The organism is Pseudomonas sp. H3_E04 (assembly GCF_054668915.1).
The window spans coordinates 1,969,259-1,989,869 of sequence record NZ_CP162797.1; the positions used below are offsets into that span (position 1 = coordinate 1,969,259).

Annotated in this window: 20 protein-coding genes; 11 read left to right on the plus strand and 9 right to left on the minus strand. The window is 59.7% G+C overall.

The genetic code is table 11. The annotated features are described in order from the left end of the window. Positions 1–104: 104 nt before the first annotated feature. Entirely contained in the window at positions 105–275 is a 171-nt protein-coding gene (locus AB4N53_RS08825) for a hypothetical protein (protein WP_163032915.1), read from the minus strand. A 49-nt stretch (positions 276–324) separates the two neighbouring features. After that, on the minus strand, positions 325–519 hold the full coding sequence (locus tag AB4N53_RS08830) for an FtsB/FtsL family cell division protein (RefSeq protein ID WP_460119856.1): 195 nt from the start codon (positions 517–519) through the stop codon (positions 325–327). Positions 520–767: 248 nt separating this feature from the next. Between AB4N53_RS08830 and AB4N53_RS08835 the strand changes: the two genes are divergently transcribed. The 4 genes from AB4N53_RS08835 to AB4N53_RS08850 all read left to right on the plus strand — a co-directional run bounded on the left by AB4N53_RS08835 (position 768) and on the right by AB4N53_RS08850 (position 4,311). After that, positions 768–1,151, plus strand: coding sequence for a tautomerase family protein (locus AB4N53_RS08835; RefSeq protein ID WP_460119858.1), 384 nt, complete (start codon positions 768–770; stop codon positions 1,149–1,151). Between the two features lie 155 nt (positions 1,152–1,306). Beyond that, on the plus strand, positions 1,307–2,275 hold the full coding sequence (locus AB4N53_RS08840) for a 2-hydroxyacid dehydrogenase (protein WP_460119860.1): 969 nt from the start codon (positions 1,307–1,309) through the stop codon (positions 2,273–2,275). A 163-nt stretch (positions 2,276–2,438) separates the two neighbouring features. Further along, positions 2,439–3,506 (plus strand): phosphotransferase family protein, encoded by a 1,068-nt coding sequence (locus AB4N53_RS08845; RefSeq protein ID WP_460119862.1) that lies wholly within the window; start codon positions 2,439–2,441, stop codon positions 3,504–3,506. Between the two features lie 37 nt (positions 3,507–3,543). Further along, complete coding sequence (locus tag AB4N53_RS08850; protein WP_024013283.1) at positions 3,544–4,311, plus strand: SDR family oxidoreductase; 768 nt, start codon at positions 3,544–3,546, stop codon at positions 4,309–4,311. A gap of 1,025 nt (positions 4,312–5,336) precedes the next feature. On the opposite strand, the gene AB4N53_RS08855 is transcribed toward AB4N53_RS08850, so the two are convergent. The 4 genes from AB4N53_RS08855 to AB4N53_RS08870 all read right to left on the minus strand — a co-directional run bounded on the left by AB4N53_RS08855 (position 5,337) and on the right by AB4N53_RS08870 (position 10,201). Beyond that, a complete protein-coding gene (locus tag AB4N53_RS08855; RefSeq protein ID WP_460119865.1) occupies positions 5,337–5,594 on the minus strand; it encodes a DUF1652 domain-containing protein in 258 nt (85 codons plus the stop codon). A gap of 140 nt (positions 5,595–5,734) precedes the next feature. Beyond that, positions 5,735–7,231, minus strand: a complete 1,497-nt coding sequence (locus tag AB4N53_RS08860; RefSeq protein ID WP_460119867.1) for a helix-turn-helix transcriptional regulator — start codon at positions 7,229–7,231, stop codon at positions 5,735–5,737. Positions 7,232–7,406: 175 nt separating this feature from the next. Beyond that, positions 7,407–8,549: an HlyD family secretion protein gene (locus tag AB4N53_RS08865; RefSeq protein ID WP_460119869.1), complete on the minus strand. Its 1,143-nt coding sequence runs from the start codon at positions 8,547–8,549 to the stop codon at positions 7,407–7,409. Beyond that, positions 8,546–10,201 carry an MFS transporter gene (locus AB4N53_RS08870; protein WP_122603017.1) on the minus strand — a complete coding sequence of 552 codons (1,656 nt, stop codon included), beginning with the start codon at positions 10,199–10,201 and terminating at the stop codon, positions 8,546–8,548. Before AB4N53_RS08870 ends, AB4N53_RS08865 begins: the two co-directional genes overlap by 4 nt. Positions 10,202–10,509: 308 nt before the next feature. Between AB4N53_RS08870 and AB4N53_RS08875 the strand changes: the two genes are divergently transcribed. The 6 genes from AB4N53_RS08875 to AB4N53_RS08900 all read left to right on the plus strand — a co-directional run bounded on the left by AB4N53_RS08875 (position 10,510) and on the right by AB4N53_RS08900 (position 16,896). Next, positions 10,510–11,805: an OprD family porin gene (locus AB4N53_RS08875; RefSeq protein WP_460119871.1), complete on the plus strand. Its 1,296-nt coding sequence runs from the start codon at positions 10,510–10,512 to the stop codon at positions 11,803–11,805. A gap of 410 nt (positions 11,806–12,215) precedes the next feature. Continuing rightward, positions 12,216–13,040 (plus strand): NAD-dependent epimerase/dehydratase family protein, encoded by an 825-nt coding sequence (locus tag AB4N53_RS08880; RefSeq protein WP_460119873.1) that lies wholly within the window; start codon positions 12,216–12,218, stop codon positions 13,038–13,040. 44 nt (positions 13,041–13,084) lie between these two features. Beyond that, the gene (locus AB4N53_RS08885) at positions 13,085–13,978 is read left to right on the plus strand and encodes an SMP-30/gluconolactonase/LRE family protein (protein WP_460119875.1); all 894 of its coding nucleotides are present in this window, start codon (positions 13,085–13,087) and stop codon (positions 13,976–13,978) included. Between the two features lie 60 nt (positions 13,979–14,038). Beyond that, positions 14,039–15,013, plus strand: coding sequence for a TRAP transporter substrate-binding protein (locus AB4N53_RS08890; RefSeq protein ID WP_460119877.1), 975 nt, complete (start codon positions 14,039–14,041; stop codon positions 15,011–15,013). A gap of 75 nt (positions 15,014–15,088) precedes the next feature. Continuing rightward, positions 15,089–15,616, plus strand: coding sequence for a TRAP transporter small permease (locus tag AB4N53_RS08895; RefSeq protein ID WP_460119879.1), 528 nt, complete (start codon positions 15,089–15,091; stop codon positions 15,614–15,616). Beyond that, entirely contained in the window at positions 15,616–16,896 is a 1,281-nt protein-coding gene (locus tag AB4N53_RS08900) for a TRAP transporter large permease (protein WP_016775191.1), read from the plus strand. The genes AB4N53_RS08895 and AB4N53_RS08900 overlap by 1 nt, the downstream gene beginning before the upstream one ends. 94 nt (positions 16,897–16,990) lie before the next feature. Here AB4N53_RS08900 and AB4N53_RS08905 read toward each other — a convergent pair whose 3' ends face one another. The 3 genes from AB4N53_RS08905 to AB4N53_RS08915 form a co-directional block, all read right to left on the minus strand. Beyond that, positions 16,991–17,791, minus strand: coding sequence for a sulfite exporter TauE/SafE family protein (locus tag AB4N53_RS08905; protein WP_460119881.1), 801 nt, complete (start codon positions 17,789–17,791; stop codon positions 16,991–16,993). Positions 17,792–17,800: 9 nt separating this feature from the next. Then, positions 17,801–19,045, minus strand: a complete 1,245-nt coding sequence (locus AB4N53_RS08910) for an NAD(P)/FAD-dependent oxidoreductase (protein WP_460119883.1) — start codon at positions 19,043–19,045, stop codon at positions 17,801–17,803. A 166-nt stretch (positions 19,046–19,211) separates the two neighbouring features. Continuing rightward, a complete protein-coding gene (locus AB4N53_RS08915; RefSeq protein WP_008086967.1) occupies positions 19,212–19,553 on the minus strand; it encodes an ArsR/SmtB family transcription factor in 342 nt (113 codons plus the stop codon). A gap of 92 nt (positions 19,554–19,645) precedes the next feature. Here AB4N53_RS08915 and AB4N53_RS08920 point away from each other — a divergent pair, with 92 nt between their 5' ends. After that, positions 19,646–20,509, plus strand: coding sequence for an MBL fold metallo-hydrolase (locus AB4N53_RS08920; protein ID WP_460119885.1), 864 nt, complete (start codon positions 19,646–19,648; stop codon positions 20,507–20,509). Positions 20,510–20,611 lie beyond the last annotated feature (102 nt).

Sequence of the window (20,611 nt, forward strand, 5' to 3'; positions counted from 1 at the left end):
AGATCCAAGGATGGTCGTTTATGGAAAAAACAAGGTCGTTTATGGATACGTCAGATGCCGCAAACGGATACGTTTTGCACCCACCCATGCGTCATCGAATGCGCCTAGAGCGATATGCCGAGCATGAAACCCAATAAAACGCAGTACAGCCCGAAGCCGAAAAGCAACCAGAGCTTGCCATTTTCGCGCTTGTCTCTATTGCGCACCGCTTCGTCATATTCTGCGAACTCTCGCTCAATTTGCTCCAGTCGTGCCTTACGGTCATATGTGCTCATACTGATTAACCTTTGAATAATGCGCCTGACGGTTGTGAAGCATGAAGACTCACAACTTGAAGAAAAACCCTGCCACTGCGGTGATTGCAGTCAAGACTTCACCAAACACTGCAATTGGATAGAGCTTCGTCTCCCTTGATAACTTTTTCTCTTCAGGCTGAAGCTTTTTCCATTCAGCCACGAGTTTCCTTGATTCGTTTTCCAGCCTGTCGAGCTCCAGATTTTCGCGATCGTTATGGAACATTTGCCCTCCTTGGCTGCTGGCGGATCGGTGTCAGCATTTGCATGCACATCGACGGCTATCGTCATGCTCTTATCATCAAACTGTTCCATTCACGCTGACCAGCAGATGCATCTGCCATTCCCGTAGGCAAAATCCGCGAGTCACGTAAGCCGCCTCATACACGGAATTTGCGATATTCCAGACCAATTACCTGCCAGAACCCTGCCCTTGATCTAGCGTGTGAGAAGCCATAACCCAAGGAGCCTCCCATGCCACTGGTCCGCATCGACATCCAACAAAACCCCGACCCCACTTTCGCCAAGCGCATCGGCGAACAGATCTACGCCGCCCTGCGCAGTTGTATCGATGTGCCCGAGCACGACAACTTCCAGATTCTCAACGAGCACGACGGCCAGCATTTCGTGTACGACCCGCAATACCTCGGCATCGAGCGCAGCGACGGCGTGGTGTTCATCCAGATCACCATTAGCGAAGGCCGCAGCGTGGAAAAGAAACAATTACTGTACAAAACCATCGCTGAGAGCCTGCATGCGCAACTGGGTATTCGCCTGGAGGATGTGTTCATCAATCTGCTGGAGGTGAAGAAAGAGAACTGGTCGTTCGGCAACGGCGTTGCGCAATACGTCAGCTGATTGGCAGCGCCCGTGCCTGCGTGCTTGCTTGTTCCACGAACCCGTCCAGAATCAAAGCACCACTGCGCGAATGCAACGATTGCCAAGCCGCTGCGGATTCAGCACTCTGAGTCGACTTTCGCGACCCACCCGCCGCCAATCACAGGAGCCGCGCAATGCCCGCAACCGTTCTGGTACTGGTTGAAACGATCAATGACTATCTGCCGATTCTTGAACATCAGGGATTCCACCTGATCCTTGCACCAACGCCAGCCGAACGCGCGCAAGCCATCGCCACTCATGGCAGTCGTATCGATGCCGTGCTCACTCGCGGCCCACTGGGCCTGACTGCGCAAGAGATCAGCGCCCTCCCCGCTCTGAAAATCATCACGGTGATCGGCGCCGGTTATGAACAGGTCGACCTGCAAGCGGCCAGCGACAGAGGGATCACCGTCACCAATGGTGCCGGGGTCAACGCTTCGTCGGTGGCCGATCATGCGATGGCGCTGCTGCTGGCCTTGGTCCGCGATATTCCGCGCTGCGATGCAGCAGTGCGCCGCGGTGAATGGCCGAAAATCATGCGGCCGTCGCTGGCCGGCAAGCGTCTGGGCATCCTCGGGCTGGGCGCGGTGGGCATGGCCGTCGCCAAACGCGCCGAACTGGGTTTCGACATGGAGATCAGCTACCACAACCGCCAGGTGCGCAGCGACGTTTCCTATGCGTTCTGCTCGACACCGACCGATCTGGCTCGAGCCTCGGATTTTCTTGTGGTCGCCACGCCCGGTGGCATTACAACGCAGCACCTGGTGACACGAGCAGTGCTCGATGCGCTGGGACCCAATGGATTCATCGTCAATATCGCTCGGGCCAGCGTGATCGCTACGGCGGACCTGATCACCGCTCTGGAACAGCGGCGCATCGCCGGTGCCGCTCTGGATGTGTTCGATCACGAACCGGAAGTACCCGACGCCCTGAAAAGCCTCAGCAACGTCGTACTGACTCCACACGTCGCCGGGCTATCCCCGGAAGCCACACAAGGCACCGTTGAGTTGGTGGGCAAGAATCTGATGGCATTTTTCTCCGGACAACCGGTGCTCACTCCCGTCGCCCTGCCGCCGAAACTGAGTAATCAGCGCGTGCATTAATGCGCATAGCAACCCAGGTCTACGGCGCTCCTCGCCCCATTCTCAAAGTTGATCATCCAGCAACACGCTAACCTATAAGACCGAGCCGCGCTTGTGAGCATTCGAGCGCGCCATTAGATTAGCCAATGATGTCTGGCCTCCAAAATAAGCAGAAGGGATAAGCATGGCGCTTACTGACCAGTCCACCCGGATCCGCGCGGGCGAAGAACTCGATGCCAGCCTGATCGATCCGTACCTCAAGGCGCACATTCCCGGCCTGACCGGCACTCCGCAGATCAGCCAGTTTCCTGGCGGTGCGTCGAATCTGACCTACCTGCTGGAATACCCGGAACAGGAATTTGTTCTGCGTCGCCCGCCGTTCGGCCACAAGGCCAAATCCGCCCACGACATGGGGCGTGAATTTCGCATTCTCAACCAATTGCGCGACGGCTTTCCGTATTGCCCAAAGGCCTACGTGCATTGCACCGACGAAGCCGTCATCGGTGCCGAGTTCTACGTGATGGAACGGGTCAAGGGCATCATCCTGCGCGCTGAGCTGCCGCCGGAACTGGGCCTCGATTCGGCGAAAACCGAAGCGCTGTGCAAAAGCTTCATCGACCGGTTCGTCGAGCTGCATCGGGTCGATTACAACGCCTGCGGCCTCGGCGACCTGGGCAAGCCTGAAGGCTACGTCGCGCGGCAGATCAAGGGCTGGAGCGAGCGTTACGAAAAAGCCCTGACCCCGGACGCGCCGCATTGGGAAGCAGTCAAAGCCTGGCTCCACGACAAGATGCCGGCCGACCACCCGACGTCGAGCATCGTCCACAACGACTACCGTTTCGACAATGTCATCCTCGACCCGGCCAATCCGATGCAGATCATCGGCGTGCTCGACTGGGAACTGACCACCCTCGGCGACCCGCTGATGGACCTGGGCAACACCCTCGCCTACTGGATCGAAGCCGGCGACCCGGCACCGGTGCAACTGATGCGCCGCCAGCCAAGCCACGCGCCGGGCATGCTGACGCGCCGCGAGTTCGTCGACTACTACGCCGAGCGCTCAGGTATCCGCATCGACAATTTCGACTTCTACTACACCTACGGCCTGTTCCGCCTGGCCGGCATCGTGCAGCAGATCTACTACCGCTTCTACCATGGCCAGACGCAGGACAAACGCTTCGCGCAGTTCATTCACATGAACAAACTGCTGGAGCAGATGAGCCTGCAGGTCATTCAGAAATCCAGCCTCTGATCCGGGCCGATAACAAGACTTTCAACAAGGGAAACCCATGTCCAAGACTCAGTTGTTCGACCTCGACGGCAAAATCGCTTTCGTCTCCGGCGCCAGCCGTGGCATCGGTGAAGCCATCGCCAAACTGCTGGCCCAGCAAGGCGCCCATGTGATTGTTTCGAGCCGCAAGCTCGAAGGCTGCCAGCACGTTGCTGACGCCATCACCGCCGCCGGCGGCAAGGCAACAGCCGTGGCCTGCCACATCGGTGAGATGGAGCAGATCAGCCAGGTCTTCGCCGGGATCAAGGAACAGTTCGGCCGCCTCGACATCCTGGTCAACAACGCCGCAACCAACCCGCAGTTCTGCAACGTGCTCGACACCGATCTGGGTGCGTTCCAGAAAACTGTCGACGTGAACATTCGCGGCTATTTCTTCATGTCGGTCGAAGCCGGCAAGCTGATGCGCGAAAACGGTGGCGGCAGCATTATCAACGTCGCCTCGATCAACGGCATCTCGCCGGGGATTTTCCAGGGCATTTACTCGGTGACCAAAGCGGCGGTCATCAACATGACCAAAGTCTTCGCCAAGGAATGCGCGCAATTCGGCATCCGGTGCAACGCCCTGCTTCCCGGCCTGACCGACACCAAATTCGCCTCGGCCCTGGTCAAGAACGATGCGATTTTGAAACAGGCACTGACGCAGATCCCGCTCAAACGCGTAGCCGACCCAAGCGAAATGGCCGGCGCGGTGTTGTATCTGGCCAGCGATGCGTCGAGCTACACCACCGGCGTGGCGCTAAATGTGGATGGCGGGTTCCTGTCCTGATTTCCACGGCAAATTGCTAACCCGTGTGGGAGCGAGCCTGCTCGCGAAAACGTTGTGTCAGTCAGCTATGTTTTGACTGATACCACGCATTCGCGAGCAGGCTCGCTCCCACAGGGTCACTGCAGGATTCCAGGCCTCGTGCAATCGAGGAATCGCGAATCTTATTGGGTGATGCAACGGGTAGTGGTGATGTGGCGCGTTACTTGCCCATCGACATACATATCCCCGGCAACCTCAGTATTCTCCAGCACCTCACACCGACGTTCCGGCGGTGGCGGCGGCGCGACAGGCGCAGGCGGTGGAGGACTGGCACAACCGGCCAACAGCACAGCAAGAAAAGCCAACGGCAATACGCGTTTCCCAGGATTATTCATAGGACGACCCGCGGTAAAGAGAGACAAACTCCCGCAACCCAACCGGCCGCGGAAGACCTGACCACTCATTCTTTATAGCTGAGCGCCTTGTTAGCGCCAGTGGATTGGGGAGATTGGCTGGGATTGGCTGTCGGTTTTGCGGGGATTGTCCGGCAGAGGGCTGGATTGAGATCATCGTTGTCGGCGAGGGCCTCATCGCGAGCAGGCTCGCTCCCACAGAAAATCAAAAGCAAAATCAAAAGATCGCAGCCTTCGGCAGCTCCTACACACGATGAGCGTTAGCTCGAGTACCGCTTTTGATCTTGATCTCAGAGCCCGTCGGCAGGCTGAGTGGAGGGATTGATCCGGGCGTGGGAGCGCAGCGACCGTCCGACGCAGTCGTACACAGCGCAAGGAGGTGCAGCGAAGCAAACCGTAGCCGCTGCGCCAGGATCGATCCCGCAGCGAAGGGACCCCGAGCCTCAGCGAGCGGGCCGAACGTCAGGGCGAAGACCTTTTGGTTCCTTTGGGCTGGGCCGGCATTCCGGCGTTTGCCAAAAGGGACTCGCCGTAAGGGCGAAACCGCCAGCCGCAACACCCGCAGTAACGGATATTCACCCCACCCCCCCAGAGCATGGCCGGCCCAAAAGGCCGCCAAGATCCAAAGCGCGCTTAAGCCAAATCCGGATCCCGCGAAGAACGCAAGGAATTGCTCCCAAGCTCATACCGCAACTCATCCACCAACGCCTCAACCGCCCCGGGCGTACGCAGCGAAGCCAGATCCAGACCGCTGATCACCAGATCAACCTGCCCGGAATCCCGGTGATACAACTTGACCGTCAGCGAATGATCACCATCCACCGAACACTCACAAGCCAGCGGCGCAAAACTGTGCTCGAGCCGAGCGCGCAACTGCGCAAGATTCATCATTGACGTTGTTCCTATGGCTGTTTCAAAAGGGGCACGATCGCGGGCCCGAAACAGCCCACACCGCACCCCACCAGCCTAAGAACAGGACGTCCTGGCCAATACATGAATTTGCACCCTTGGAACTAGTGCATTTGCACCCCTCAGCGCTGGCCCTTGGTGCCCCACTCCCCCGAAAACAAACCCCGCTCCCGAGCCCAGACAATCGCCTCGCTGCGGCTATGCACATCAATTTTCGAGTACACAGTGGCAACATGATTGCGCACGGTATTGGGCGCCAGTTTCAACCGCGCGGCGATCTCTTTGTCCGCCAGACCTTCGCAGATCAACCCCAACACATCGCGCTCACGCGCCGTCAGATCAGTGAACGAAGCGCTGGGCAGCTGCGGCGAGTTGATTTTCTTCACGTTGGCCAGCTTCTCGATCAACGTCCGGCTGAACCACGAAGCATCCTTCATCACCTCTTCAATCGCTGCCACCAGCTCAAGCTCAGTGCGCTTGCGCTCGGTCATGTCCATCAGCACCAGCAGATAACAGGAAACATCGTGAATATTTACGGTGTCAGCGGAAACCGCACACTCCAGCAACTCCTCATCTTTCTTGCGCACCGGCACGTCGACGCGATCCACCCGACCGTTCTTCGCCAGCGCCGACAACAGCCGCGTGCGCGCGCCGTCATCGTGGATGAAGCTCAGCTGCGTCACGGTCTTGCCGAGCACGTCATCGCTGTCATAGGCCAGGGTATCGAGAAATGCCTGATTGACGTCGATGACCTCCTGCTTGTCGGCGGTGCAGATCAGAATCGGTACCGGTGTCAGACGAAACGCCTTGGCGAAACGCTCTTCGCTCTGACGCAAGGCAACTTCGACCCGGCGCCGAGGTTCCATGTCGACGAAGGAAAACAGCATGCAATTCTCGTCATTGAGCAACAGCGGCTGCCCGGCAACGATGACCTGTTTGCTGCCCCCGTCCGGAAGGCGCAGTTCCGCCTGCATCTGCGGGATGGTCACGACATCGCGCAAGCGCTGAACGGCCAGATCGCGCTGATCGGCCTGTTCGAAAATATCGATTTCATAGGCCGAAGTACCGATCACCTGATCGCGGGTGTAGCCGGTCATTTCCAGAAAACCCGGATTGACCTTGATGTAGCGCAAATCGCTGAGACGGCAGATCACGGCCGGCGCGGGATTGGCATTGAAGGTTTTTTCGAAGCGCTGCTCGGCGTTGGCCCAGTCGGTGACGTCACTCATGATCAGTACCAGCGACTCGGGCTGTCCCACACGATCAGTCAGCACCATGCTGCGTACACTGTGCACCCAGATATGGTCGGGGTCGTTAACGGACGAGACTTCGATCAGCACGTCATTGAACGCCTCACAACGCGCCACCCGGCTGATCGGGTAGTTCTCGGGTGGCAAGACATGATTATTGCGATAGCGCAGCGTGAAGCGCTTGGCGTACTCGTCGGCGTTGGTGCCCAGATCACCGATGGTGCTGACGCCATGCATGGTCAGCGCCGCTTCGTTGGCCCAGAGGATGCTTTTGTCGAGCTCCAGCAGAATCACCCCGTCCGACAGCCCGGCGATGATCTGCTGCAACTGGCGACGGTTGGTTTCGGTAGTCAGGACTTCCTGGCTCATTGGATCTCCACACTGTGATGCGGCTAGGTGAAAAGTACGACCGCAGCGGCTCAGGATCGTGCGACACCCTGAAAACCCCTGCCCCTTGCAGGAGCGGGCCTGCTCGCGAAAACGGTGGGTCGGCTGGCGTATTTGTCACTGATACACGGCTTTCGCGCGCAGGCGTCGCGGTTAATCAGTGATGCTGAGTATCACCCGCTGCCGTATCAATACTGACAACTACCGACATCCCCGGCCTGAGCCGTTCTTCTTCCTGCTGATCCGGATCAATCGTGATTCGCACCGGCACCCGCTGAGCAATCTTGACGAAGTTGCCAGTGGCGTTATCGGCCTGCAGCAAAGCAAATTCCGAACCGGTGCCCGGGGAAATATGTTGCACGTGCCCGGTGAATCTGCGGTGGTTCAAAGCGTCGACGGTGAAGCGCACCGGTTGTCCGACACGCACATTGGCCATCTGGGTTTCCTTCATGTTGGCGATCACCCACTTCTGGTCCGGGACCAATGCCATCAACTGCGCGCCGGAGTTGACGTAGGCGCCCAGGCGCACGCCGATCTGTCCAAGCTGGCCATCACGCGGTGCGACAATTCGGGTGTTCGACAGATCGATCCGCGCCAGTTGCACGGCTGCTTCGGCACTGGCCACGGCTGCTTCCAGAGAGCCGCGATTGACGATCACCGTTTGCAGATCCTGGCGGGCGATTTCCAGATTGGCCTTGGCCTGCGCCACAGAAGCCGTGCTCTGCGCGTTGGCGGCAAGGGTCACGTCGAACTCGCGCCTGGACACCGAGCCGTCGCGCACCAGTTCCTGATTGCGGCGCAGATCGGCCTCGCTCTTGCGCAACTGCGCCTGGCTGTCGGCGAGCACTGCCTGACGCAATTTGATCGTCGCTTCGGCGCTGTTGCGCTGCTGCACGACGTTGGCCAACCCGGCTTTCTGTACCGCCAGTTGCGCCAGCGACTGGTCGAGGCGTTGCTGATAAATGCGGTCGTCCAGGCGCACCAGCAGATCCCCGGCCTTGACGTATTGGAAGTCCTGCACCGGCACCTCGAACACATAGCCGCTGAGCTGCGGACCGATGATCGTCACCTGCCCGCGAATCAAGGCGTTTTCGGTGGTTTCGACCGCACTGCTGAACGGCGGCAATTGCCACGCATACAGCACGATCAGTACGCCGACGATGGCGATTGCGGCAAAGCCCAGCGAAGAAATGATCCGCACCCGCAGCGAACGCGGCGCGGTGTTGGGTGACGACGGCGGTGCCTCCCCTTCAGGTGTGGCGGCGATGGCGTTGGTGGTTGTGGTGGTCGGTTCGGTCATGAAGAAGTGGCACCGCTGGGGGGTACGGAAGGTGTCGGCTCAATGGCTTTGGTGGTGCTCATCAGCCACAACGCGCGAATCGAAAGCCAGATCATGGTCAGTACGGCAATGACCGCGATCAGCATGAAGACATCGTTATAGGCGAGCACGTTCGCTTCGCGTGTCGCCGCATTGGCGAGGCTGCGAATGCCGGCCAGATTGCGCAGGCTCGGGTCGGCGAGCAAACCGCCGAAGGCCGAGCCGCCGCTCTGCACCCGCGCGGCCACCAACGGGTCGGACATCACCAGGTGATCGACGATGTGGCTGGAATGGTACTTCTCCCGCACGATCTGAAAAGTGCCGAGCAACGCCGCGCCGAGCAGTCCGCCGAGGTTGTTGCAGATCCCGAACAGCACGGAAAAACTCACCAGGTTGCGCGGATTGGTCAGCACGTTGCGCGTGCCGAAGACCATGGTCGGGCCGAGAAAAAACGTACTGCCGAACGCCAGCAGGAACTGGCTGAAGTACATGTTGGCGGGACGGGTCAGGTTGTTGGAGAAACTGTCCATCACTGAGCCCGTCGCCATCAGTGCCAAGGAAATGATCAACGGCATCAGCAAGTGTTTGGGGTCGATGGTCAGCGCGCTGGTGGCAAGACCGGCGATGCTGCCGATCAGCATCACCACGTACAGACTGTGCAGTTGCTCATAGCCCATGTTGAGGTTCTGCATGAACCCGACCGCGCCGGTGGATTGCTCCGAAGTGACCATGCGAATCAGGGTTACCGCCAGCGCCAGGCGGATCATCGTTCCGCTGCCAAGCCAGCGGGTCATCAGCATCGGGTTGCTGCGGTTGTGCTCGATGGCCAGGCCCATGATGATCAGCGCGATCGAGCATGCGAGAGCCACGCCGATCCAGTCCGCCTCCAGCCACCAGTCGATCCGTCCCAGCGAAAGTACCGCGCACAACAACGCCACACCGGTGGCGAGGATGGCGAAGGTCAGGAAGTCGAGTTTTTCAAAGGTCTTGAAGCGGTCACCGGGCGGCAACTTCAGTAGCAAGACACAGCCGAGTGACAGCAGGGCCATGCCCAATTCGAACAGGTACAGACCGCGCCATTCGGCGATCTGCAACAGGTCTTCGGAAAACAGCCGCGCCAGTGGTAACGCCAATTGCGACGTGCCGAGGCCGAGCACCAACGCTTTGAGCCGCCACTTCGCCGGGAACGCCTGGACCATGTAATACAGACCCAGCGAGCTCAGCGCTGCACCGACCATGCCGTGGGCAGCCCGCACCGCCACTGCCGAGTTGAGATCGTTGACGAACAAATGGCCGAAGGTCACCAGCGCATACAGCACCAGAAACACCTCGGTGAAGGCGCGCAAGCCGAACTGCTGGCGAAACTTCACCAGCAGCAGGTTCATCGACACGTTGGTCATCACATACGCCGCCGGCAGCCAGGCCATCTCCGCCGTGGTCGCGCCGAGCGAGCCTTGCAGATAAGGCAGGTTGGCAACCACCAACGAATTCCCCAGCCCACCGGTCACCGCCACCAACACACCGACCGCCGCGTATGCCAGGCGCTTGGGCGTGGAGTGTAGCGGTGTCGACGGGGAACCGGGCAGGCTGGGCTTTTCGTGGGGTTGCCAGTTGCGCGGGGCGTATTTATCCATGGATCGGCCTGGTGCTGGGGGTGAGGGAAGTTTGCCGCAATTTGACGGGCAATACACGACTCGGCAGACACCCTGAAACCCTGTGGGAGCGAGCCTGCTCGCGAAAGCGCTTGTCAGTCGACACCTTCATTGAATGAAAGTCCGCATTCGCGAGCAGGCTCGCTCCGACATAGGTTCTGCGCCGCATGGAAGGTCATCGTATAACTTCCAGTTGACAATCCCTGAAAATCTGGGAAATATCCGCATCGATGTTGTACGACGACGTATGACAAATAATAAAAACAACAAACGATTCAGGGAGCGTCACAGTGAGCCCACTCGCCCGCAATTCCGTCAGCCTTTCACGTTTTGCCCATTTCAAACCACGTTCGACCCTGAGCCTGATCGGCTGCAGCGGCCTCGCCCTGGCGTTGCCGATGAGCGCCGATGCCGAAGGCTTCCTCGACGATAGCAAAGCCACGCTGAACCTGCGCAACGCCTACTTCAACCGCAATTTCGTCAACCCGGCCAACCCGCAGGGCAAGGCTGAAGAGTGGACGCAGAACTTCATCCTCGATGCCAAATCCGGCTTCACCCAGGGTACCGTCGGTTTCGGCCTCGACATCCTTGGCATGTACTCGCAGAAGCTCGATGGCGGCAAAGGCACTGGCGGCACGCAGTTGTTGCCGATCCACGATGACGGCCGCCCCGCCGATAACTTCGGCCGCCTCGGCGTCGCACTGAAAGCCAAAGTTTCGAAGACCGAACTGAAAGTCGGCGAATGGATGCCGGTATTGCCGATCCTGCGCTCCGACGACGGCCGCTCACTGCCGCAGACCTTTCGCGGCGGGCAGATCACGTCCACCGAAATCAACGGCCTGACCGTCTACGGCGGCCAGTTCCGTGGCAACAGCCCGCGCAACGACGCGAGCATGGAAGACATGTCGATGAACGGCCGTGGTGCATTCACCTCCGATCGCTTCAACTTCGGCGGCGGCGAATACAGCTTCAACGAAAAACGCACCATGGTCGGCGTGTGGTACGCCGAGCTCACCGACATCTATCAGCAGCAGTATTTCAACCTCAGCCACAGTCAGCCGATGGGCGACTGGACGCTGGGCGCCAACCTCGGTTTCTTCACCGGCAAGGAAGACGGCAGCGCCCAGGCCGGCGACCTCGACAACAAGACCGCGTTCGCCCTGCTCTCGGCCAAATATGGCGGCAACACCTTCTACGTCGGCCTGCAGAAACTTACTGGCGACGACGCCTGGATGCGCGTCAACGGCACCAGCGGCGGCACCCTGGCCAACGACAGTTACAACGCCAGTTATGACAACGCCAAAGAGCGCTCCTGGCAGGTGCGCCATGACTACAACTTCGTTGCCCTCGGCGTGCCTGGCCTGACCCTGATGAACCGTTACATCAGCGGCGATAACGTGCACACCGCTAGCACCAATGACGGCAAGGAATGGGGCCGCGAGTCGGAGTTGGCCTACACCGTGCAGAGCGGCCCGCTGAAGAACCTCAACGTGAAATGGCGCAACGCGACCATTCGCCGGGACTTCAGCACCAACGAATTCGACGAGAACCGGATCTTTATCAGCTATCCGATTTCGTTGTTGTAACGGTTGGCGGCTTCACCCTGTGGGAACGAGCCTGCTCGCGAAAGCTTGAGGCAAGCGGTAGCGATTTTTATTGCCCGAGCGGGCCTCATCGCTGGCAAGCCAGCTCCCACAAGGTCTTGTGGCGAACAGAAGGATTGGAGCCGACTCGAATTATTGTGAGAGCTGGCTTGCCAGCGATGGCGGCGGCAGATTCGGCAGTAATGAACTCTGACACACCGCCTTCGCGAGCAGGCTCGCTCCCACAGGGGACTGCAGTGCAAGCCAAGTATCGAGTGTTGGGAAATTGAATCGCCCCTTCCGTCATCTACACCAAAAGTCGCGTTGACAAGATCCGGAAACCCTACCGATACTTCAGCGCAGTCATACGACAACCTACAACAAACCTAATAACAATGTGTTCAGGGATTGCCATGACGTCTACTTCTACCCCACGCGCTCCATTCAACCGCCTGCTGCTGACCGGTGCCGCCGGAGGCTTGGGCAAAGTCCTGCGCGAACGCCTGCGCCCTTACGCCAATGTGCTGCGGCTGTCCGACATCGCTGCCCTCGCCCCGGCGGTCGATGAACACGAAGAAGTCGTGCTCTGCGACCTCGCCGACAAGCAAGCCGTGCATCAACTGGTCGAAGGCGTCGACGCGATCCTGCATTTCGGCGGCGTTTCGGTTGAGCGTCCGTTCGAAGAAATCCTCGGCGCCAACATCAGCGGCGTGTTCCACATTTACGAAGCAGCACGCAAGCACGGTGTGAAGCGAGTGATTTTCGCCAGCTCCAACCACGTGATCGGCTTCTACAAGCAGGACGAAAAACTCGACGCCACCTCCCCGCGCCGTCCTGACGGCTACTACGGTCTCTCCAAGTCCTACGGCGAAGACATGGCCAGTTTCTACTTCGATCGCTATGGCATCGAAACCGTCAGCATCCGCATCGGCTCCTCGTTCCCCGAACCGCAGAACCGCCGGATGATGCACACCTGGCTGAGCTTCGACGATCTCACGCAACTGCTCGAACGCTCGCTGTACACGCCGAATGTCGGCCACACGGTCGTCTACGGCATGTCCGCCAACAAAGACGTCTGGTGGGACAACCGCTACGCCAGCCACCTCGGTTTCGAAGCCAAGGACACCTCGGAAATCTTCCGCGACAAGGTCGAAGCGCAACCGATGCCAGCCGACGACGATCCGGCGCGAATCTATCAGGGCGGCGCTTTCGTCGCAGCAGGCCCGTTTGGCGATTGATCGCTCGACTTGATCCCCCTCCAATAAAAACCATGGGAATGAGTATGCAAGCCGAATTGATCGTCGACGCCCGCAACGCGGTCGGTGAAAGCCCGGTCTGGGTGCCGCAGGAAAACGCGCTGTACTGGGTCGATATTCCCAACGGCGGCCTGCAACGCTGGAGCGCCGACACTGGCCATGTTGCCTCGTGGAAAGCCCCGCAAATGCTCGCCTGCATCACCCGCCACCGCAGTGGCGGCTGGGTCGCCGGCATGGAAAGCGGTTTCTTTCGCCTGCACCCGCACAGCGACGGCAGCCTCGACAGCGAATTGCTCGCCACCGTCGAGCACAGCCGCCCCGATATGCGTCTCAACGACGGTCGCTGCGATCGCCAAGGGCGTTTCTGGGCCGGCAGCATGGTGCTGAACATGGGCCTGAACGCGCCTGAAGGCCGACTCTATCGCTACGGCGCCGGGCAGACAGGCGTGATCGAAGCACAGCTGGATGGCTTCATCGTGCCCAACGGCCTCGGTTTCAGCCCTGACGGCAAAACCATGTATCTGTCGGATTCGCACCCCAATGTGCAGCTGATCTGGGCTTTCGACTACGACACCGAAACCGGCACGCCATCGAATCGCCGAATTTTCGTCGACATGAACCACTTCCCCGGCCGCCCTGACGGTGCCGCGGTGGATGCCGAAGGCTGCTACTGGATATGCGCCAACGACGCCGGCCTGATTCACCGTTTTACCCCGGATGGCCGCCTCGATTTCTCGCTGCAGGTGCCGGTGAAAAAACCGACCATGTGTGCCTTCGGCGGCAGCAATCTGGACACGTTGTTTGTCGCTTCGATTCGCCCCGGCGATGACCACGACCCGCAATCCCTGGCCGGCGGCGTGTTCGCCCTGAAACCCGGCGTCAAAGGCCTCGCCGAACCGCAATTCACCGATTTGCTTTAGACCCTCTGCTGCACCGCTGCGCCTTGAACACAAAAATAACAAGACTGGAGACCCACCCCCATGAACTTCAAACGCACCTTGCTCGCCGCTGCACTCCCGCTGATGTTCACCTTCGCTGGTGCTGCTCAGGCAGACATGAAACTCAAATTCGCTGACATTCACCCCGCCGGTTACCCAACCGTCGTGGCTGAAAAATCCATGGGCGATACCCTGACCAAGGAAACCAACGGCGAACTGACCTTCCAATACTTCCCCGGCGGTGTGCTGGGTTCCGAAAAGGAAGTCATCGAGCAGATGCAGGTCGGCGCGGTGCAGTTGTCGCGCGTCAGCCTGGGCATCGTCGGCCCCGTGGTGCCGGATGTGAACGTGTTCAACATGCCGTTCATTTTCCGCGACCAGCAACATATGCGTAACGTCATCGATGGCCCGGTGGGCGACGAGATCCTCGACAAGATCACCAACTCCGAATTCGGCCTGGTGGCCCTGGCGTGGATGGACGGCGGCACGCGCAATATCTACACCAAGAAACCGGTGCGCAAGCTCGAAGACCTCAAGGGCATGAAAATCCGCGTACAGGGCAACCCGATGTTCATCGACATGATGAACGCCATGGGCGGTAACGGTATCGCGATGGACACGGGCGAAATCTTCAGCGCCTTGCAGACCGGCGTGATCGACGGTGCGGAAAACAACCCGCCGACCCTGCTCGAACACAACCACTTCCAGAACGCCAAGTTCTACAGCCTGACCGGCCACCTGATCCTGCCAGAGCCGATCGTGATGTCGAAAATCACCTGGGAAAAACTCACTCCGGATCAACAGAAGATGGTCAAAACGGCGGCCAAGGCTGCCCAGGCTGAAGAGCGCGTACTGTGGGACAAGAAGTCCGCTGCCAGTGAAGAAAAACTCAAGGCCGCCGGCGTCGAGTTCATCGAAGTCGACAAGAAACCTTTCTACGACGCCACCGCTCCGGTACGGGAAAAGTACGGTGCGAAGTACGCAGATCTGATCAAAAAGATCGAAGCCGTTCAGTAACGCCTCCCGCTCCGTACTCATGAAAAAGGCCCGGCGCGCCAGCGGTTCAGGCGCGCCCGGTTACGGTGGAACCCGATGAAGAATCTGCTGCTGCGTATCAACGACAAGATCTACATGACGTGCATCTGGGTCGCCGGCCTTTCCGTCCTGGCGATTTCCCTGATGATTCCCTGGGGCGTGTTCGCCCGCTACGTGCTCGGCACCGGTTCGAGCTGGCCTGAGCCAACGGCGATCCTGCTGATGATGGTCTTCACCTTCATCGGCGCCGCCGCCAGTTACCGCGCCGGTGCGCACATGGCCGTGGCCATGCTCACCGACCGCATGCCAGCGCAGCTGAAATCCGCAGCAGCGATTTTTTCGCAACTGCTGATGGCGGCCATCTGCATCTTCATGACTATCTGGGGCGCGAAGCTGTGCATGTCCACCTGGAATCAGTTCATGGCCGCCCTGCCCGATCTGCGGGTTGGCGTGACCTATCTGCCGATCCCCGTGGGCGGCTTGCTGACGCTGATTTTTGTCGTGGAAAAACTCTTGCTCGGTGACCAGAGCAAACGTCGGGTCGTGCAGTTCGACCTGGTTGAAGAAAGTGAAGGTGCCGTTTAATGGACGCTCTGATCCTGCTGGGCAGTTTTATCGTATTGATCCTGATCGGCATGCCGGTCGCCTACGCGCTGGGCGCCGCTGCGCTGATCGGCGCTTGGTGGATCGACATTCCCTTCCAGGCGGTGATGATCCAAGTCGCCTCGGGGGTGAACAAATTCTCGCTGCTGGCCATCCCGTTCTTCGTCCTGGCCGGTGCGATCATGGCCGAGGGCGGCATGTCCCGGCGTTTGGTGGCGTGTGCCGGGGTGCTGGTGGGTTTCGTGCGCGGTGGTCTGTCACTGGTCAACATCGTTGCCTCGACCTTCTTCGGCGCGATCTCCGGCTCTTCGGTAGCCGACACCGCGTCGGTAGGCTCGGTGCTGATCCCGGAAATGGAACGCAAGGGCTATCCACGGGACTTCTCCACCGCCGTGACCGTCAGCGGTTCGGTGCAAGCCCTGCTGACGCCGCCAAGCCATAACTCGGTGCTCTACTCGCTGGCTGCAGGCGGTACCGTTTCGATCGCCTCGCTGTTCATGGCCGGCATCGTCCCTGGCCTGCTGATGAGCGCCTGCCTGATGGTGCTGTGCCTGATCTTCGCGAAAAAGCGCAACTACCCCAAGGGCGAAGTGATCCCGATGCGCCAGGCGCTGAAAATCGTCGGCGAAGCCCTCTGGGGCATGATGGCGATGGTGATCATCCTCGGCGGCATCCTGTCGGGTATTTTCACCGCCACTGAATCGGCGGCCATCGCGGTGCTGTGGTCATTCTTCGTGACCATGTTCATCTACCGCGACTACAAGTGGAGTGAGTTGCCAAAACTGATGCATCGCACCGTGCGGACAATTTCGATCGTGATGATCCTGATCGGTTTTGCCGCCAGCTTCGGCTACATCATGACGCTGATGCAGATCCCGGCGAAGATCACCACGCTGTTCCTGACCCTGTCGGACAACCGCTACGTGATCCTGATGTGCATCAACGTCATGCTGCTGTTGCTCGGCACGGTGATGGACATGGCGCCGCTGATCCTGATTCTGACGCCGATCCTGATGCCAGTGATCATGGGCATCGGTGTCGACCCGGTGCAGTTCGGCATGATCATGCTGGTCAACCTGGGGATCGGACTGATAACACCCCCGGTGGGCGCGGTGCTCTTCGTCGGTTCGGCGGTGGGCAAGGTCAGTATCGAAAGCACCGTGAAAGCGCTGCTGCCGTTCTACGGTGTGCTGTTCCTGGTGCTGCTGCTCGTCACCTACGTGCCGGCGATTTCGCTGTGGCTGCCGCACCTGGTGTTGTAACCGTCTGAAAAGATCGCAGCCTTCGACAGCTCCTACAGGACCGCAATCTCTTGTAGGGGCTGTCGAGTGCAACGAGGCTGCGATCTTTTGGTCTTCATGCCCGCAACAACATGTACCCCGCCACCACCAGACAGACACTGGCAAATCCAACCTGCAACGCCCGCGCCGGCACCTGCGCGCACAGCCTGCGACCGATGATCATGCCAACGATGCTGGCGACAATGAACGCCGCGCCCTGGCGGTCGATGCGCACGCCTGCGTGAAACGCGCCGATCACCCCGATCGCTGAAATCAGACTGATCACCATCAACGACGTGGCGACGATGCCGCGCATCTGCACATCGGTCAGTTGCTTGAACGCCGGCACGATCAGAAAGCCGCCGCCGACGCCAAGCAAACCCGACACCACGCCAGTAACCGCTCCCAGTGCAGCCAGGGTGGCGGTGCATTTGGCCGTCCAGTCGAAGCGCCCGGTCTGCTCGTTGAGCATGCAGTTCTTCTGGCCCCAACTGGCGTGGCCGTGATCGCTCGGCCCCGCTTGCTGACGGTCTTTTCTGAACATTCGCCAGGCAACCATCACCATCAGCAGACTGAACAGGATCATCAGAATCTTCTCCGGCAACTGATGCGCGAAGTAGATCCCCAGCGGCGAAAACACCGCGCCCAGTGCCGCAATCAACAGCGCCGCGCGGTAACGGACCAAGCCGTGGCGCAAACCATCAATGGCCCCTACCGCCGCTGCACTACCGACGGCGAACAAGGCCACAGGCGCCGCTTGCGTCATTGTCCAGCCGAGCCCGAGCACCAGCGCCGGCACCGCGAGAATCCCACCGCCCGCGCCGGTCAGGCCGAGCACCAGCCCCATTACCACGCCAAACAGACTTGCCAGCAACATAGGGTTTTCTCAATCAACCTTGGACAGGCGCGTCAGCCACTCGCGGCCCTTGAGCATGCCGTTCCAGTAGAACCACGGCAGCAGCGTCGCTTTCAGCCACCATGCCGAACGCCGGGGCACGGTCGGGTCGAGCGGAAAGGTCGGCAGCAGTTTGCCGCCATAGCCGAACTCGGCGAGGATCACCTTGCCCTTCTCCACCGTCAGCGGGCACGAGCCGTAGCCGTCGTACTTGAGCGGCAGCGGCTGTTGTTTGCGCGCGGCCAGCAGGTTCTGCGCAACGACGACAACCTGCTTGCGCACCGCCGCCGCCGTTTTCGCGTTGCTGGTACCGCAGACATCGCCCAGTGCGAACACCTCGGGATAACGCGGATGCTGCAGGCTCTGCGGATCGACCTCACACCAACCGCCGGCATCGGCCAGCGCACTCTGTGCGATGAAATCCGGCGCGACTTGTGGCGGCACGACGTGCAGCAGATCAAAGGATTTCGCTACGTGGCTGACGTTGCCGTCGGCGTCCTTGACTTCAAACCACGCGGTTTGCGCCGGGCCGTCGACCTTGACCAGATTCGAGTTGAACGCCAGTTGCGCGTCGTACAGTTCGATGTATTTCATCAACGGTGGCACGAAGGTCGGCACGCCAAACAGCGCGGCGCCGGCCAGATTGAATTCAACGCTGATGTTGCGCAGCGCCCCGGATCTGCGCCAATGGTCGCAGGACAGGTACAGGGCTTTTTGCGGCGCGCCGGCGCATTTGATCGGCATTGCCGGCTGGGTGAACAGCGCCCGGCCACCGCGCAGTTTCTGCACTTGATCCCAGGTGTACTGCGCATGTTGATAGCTGTAGTTTGAAGTGACGCCGTGCTGGCCGAGGCTTTCCTGCAAGCCTTCGATTTTCTCCCAGGCCAGGCGCAGGCCGGGGCAGACGATCAGGTTCCGATAGCTGACGGTGCGCTGGTCGTCGAGGGTGAGTTGGTGGTGATCCGGATCGATGGCGCTGACGCTGGCCTGAATCCACGTAGCCTGACGCGGCATGACTTTGCTCATCGGCCTGACCGTGTCTTTCACGTCAAACGCGCCACCGCCAACCAGCGTCCACGCCGGTTGGTAATAGTGCTGTGAACTCGGTTCGATCACGGTGACTTGGAGGTGCGGCTCACGCTTGAGCAGGCTGGCGACAAAACCGATGCCGGCCGTGCCGCCGCCGATGACCACGATGTCCGCACTGATGGATGGGCCCCAGTGTTGATCGTTCATTGCTTGTTCCTTTTGCTGCACGCAAGGATTTCAGTCTTCACACCCATAAAAAATGTGGGAGCGGGCTTGCTCGCGAAAGCGCCGTGTCAGACAAAGAATGTTCGACTGACACGGCGCTTTCGCGAGCAAGCCCGCTCCCACAATTGGCAGGTGTGAAGGCTGGCATTTATGGCTGTTCCCAGCTCTTGAGCACCGCTCCGCAATAAAGCCCCGAGAGGGTCTTCATCACCTGGATCACTTCGTGGCTGGCCAGGCCGTAGAAAATGTATTTGCCTTCGCGACGGGTCGCGACCAGCCCTTCGTCACGCAGGATGCCGAGTTGCTGGGACAGCGTCGGCTGGCGTACGCCGGTCATGGTTTCCAGCTCGCCGACGTTGCGTTCGCCTTGGGTCAGTTGGCAGAGAATCAACAGGCGGTCCTCATTGGCCAGAGCCTTGAGCAGCGCGCAGGCTTTGGACGCCGAGGCGCGCAGTTGGGCGACTTCACATTCGGTCAGACTGGATTGCATTTGCACGAGGCCTTGAAGGTCACTTAAGCTGCGAACATTATGTTTTTACATAAAGTGTTGCAACCCGAAATTCCCCAGCACAGGTTTTCGCCATGCCCGCCCTGATTGAAGCGTTCCTCGACCCCGCCTCCTCGACCTACAGCTATGTGGTCTATGAAGCCGACGGCGGCCAGTGCGCGATCGTCGACCCGGTGCTCGATTACGATGGTGCCGCCGGACGCACCGGCACGGCGCAGGCGGACAAGATCATCGCTTTCGTACGTGCGCAGCAGTTGCAAGTGCAATGGTTGCTGGAAACCCATGCCCACGCCGATCACCTGTCCGCCGCGCCGTACCTGCGTCGTGAATTGGGCGGCAAGATCGCCATAGGCGAATCGATCAGTAAAGTGCAGAACGTGTTCAAGGCGCTGTTCAACCTTGAGCCGGAGTTTCGCGTCGATGGCTCGCAGTTCGATCACCTGTTTGCGCCCAACGAGTCGTTCATGATCGGCAATCTCAAGGCCACCGCGCTGCACGTTCCCGGGCATACGCCAGCGGACATGGCGTACCTGATCGACGGTGAGCAGATCCTCGTCGGCGACACGCTGTTCATGCCCGATGTCGGCACCGCGCGCTGCGATTTCCCCGGCGGCAATGCGCAGCAATTATTCAACTCGATCCAGAAGCTGTTGGCTTTTCCGGCCAGCGTGAAGCTCTACGTCTGCCACGATTACCCGCCCGAGGGCCGCGCCTCGCAGTGCCAGACCACGGTTGGCGAACAGCGCCAAAGCAATATTCATGTGCACGACGGAATCGATGAAGCGGCATTCGTCGAAATGCGCACTCAGCGTGATGCCGGGCTGGGCATGCCGACGTTGTTGTTGCCGGCCATACAAGTGAATGTGCGGGCGGGAAACCTGCCGGCAGCGGAAGACAACGGCGTGGTTTACCTGAAAATCCCGCTCAACAAACTCTGACAGGAAATTCACGGTGGCCATTCACTATCGAAAGCCTGAGAGCAGGCTCGCTTCCACAGGATCTGCGTTGCGCAATAAAAAGTGGAAGCGGGTCTGTTCGGA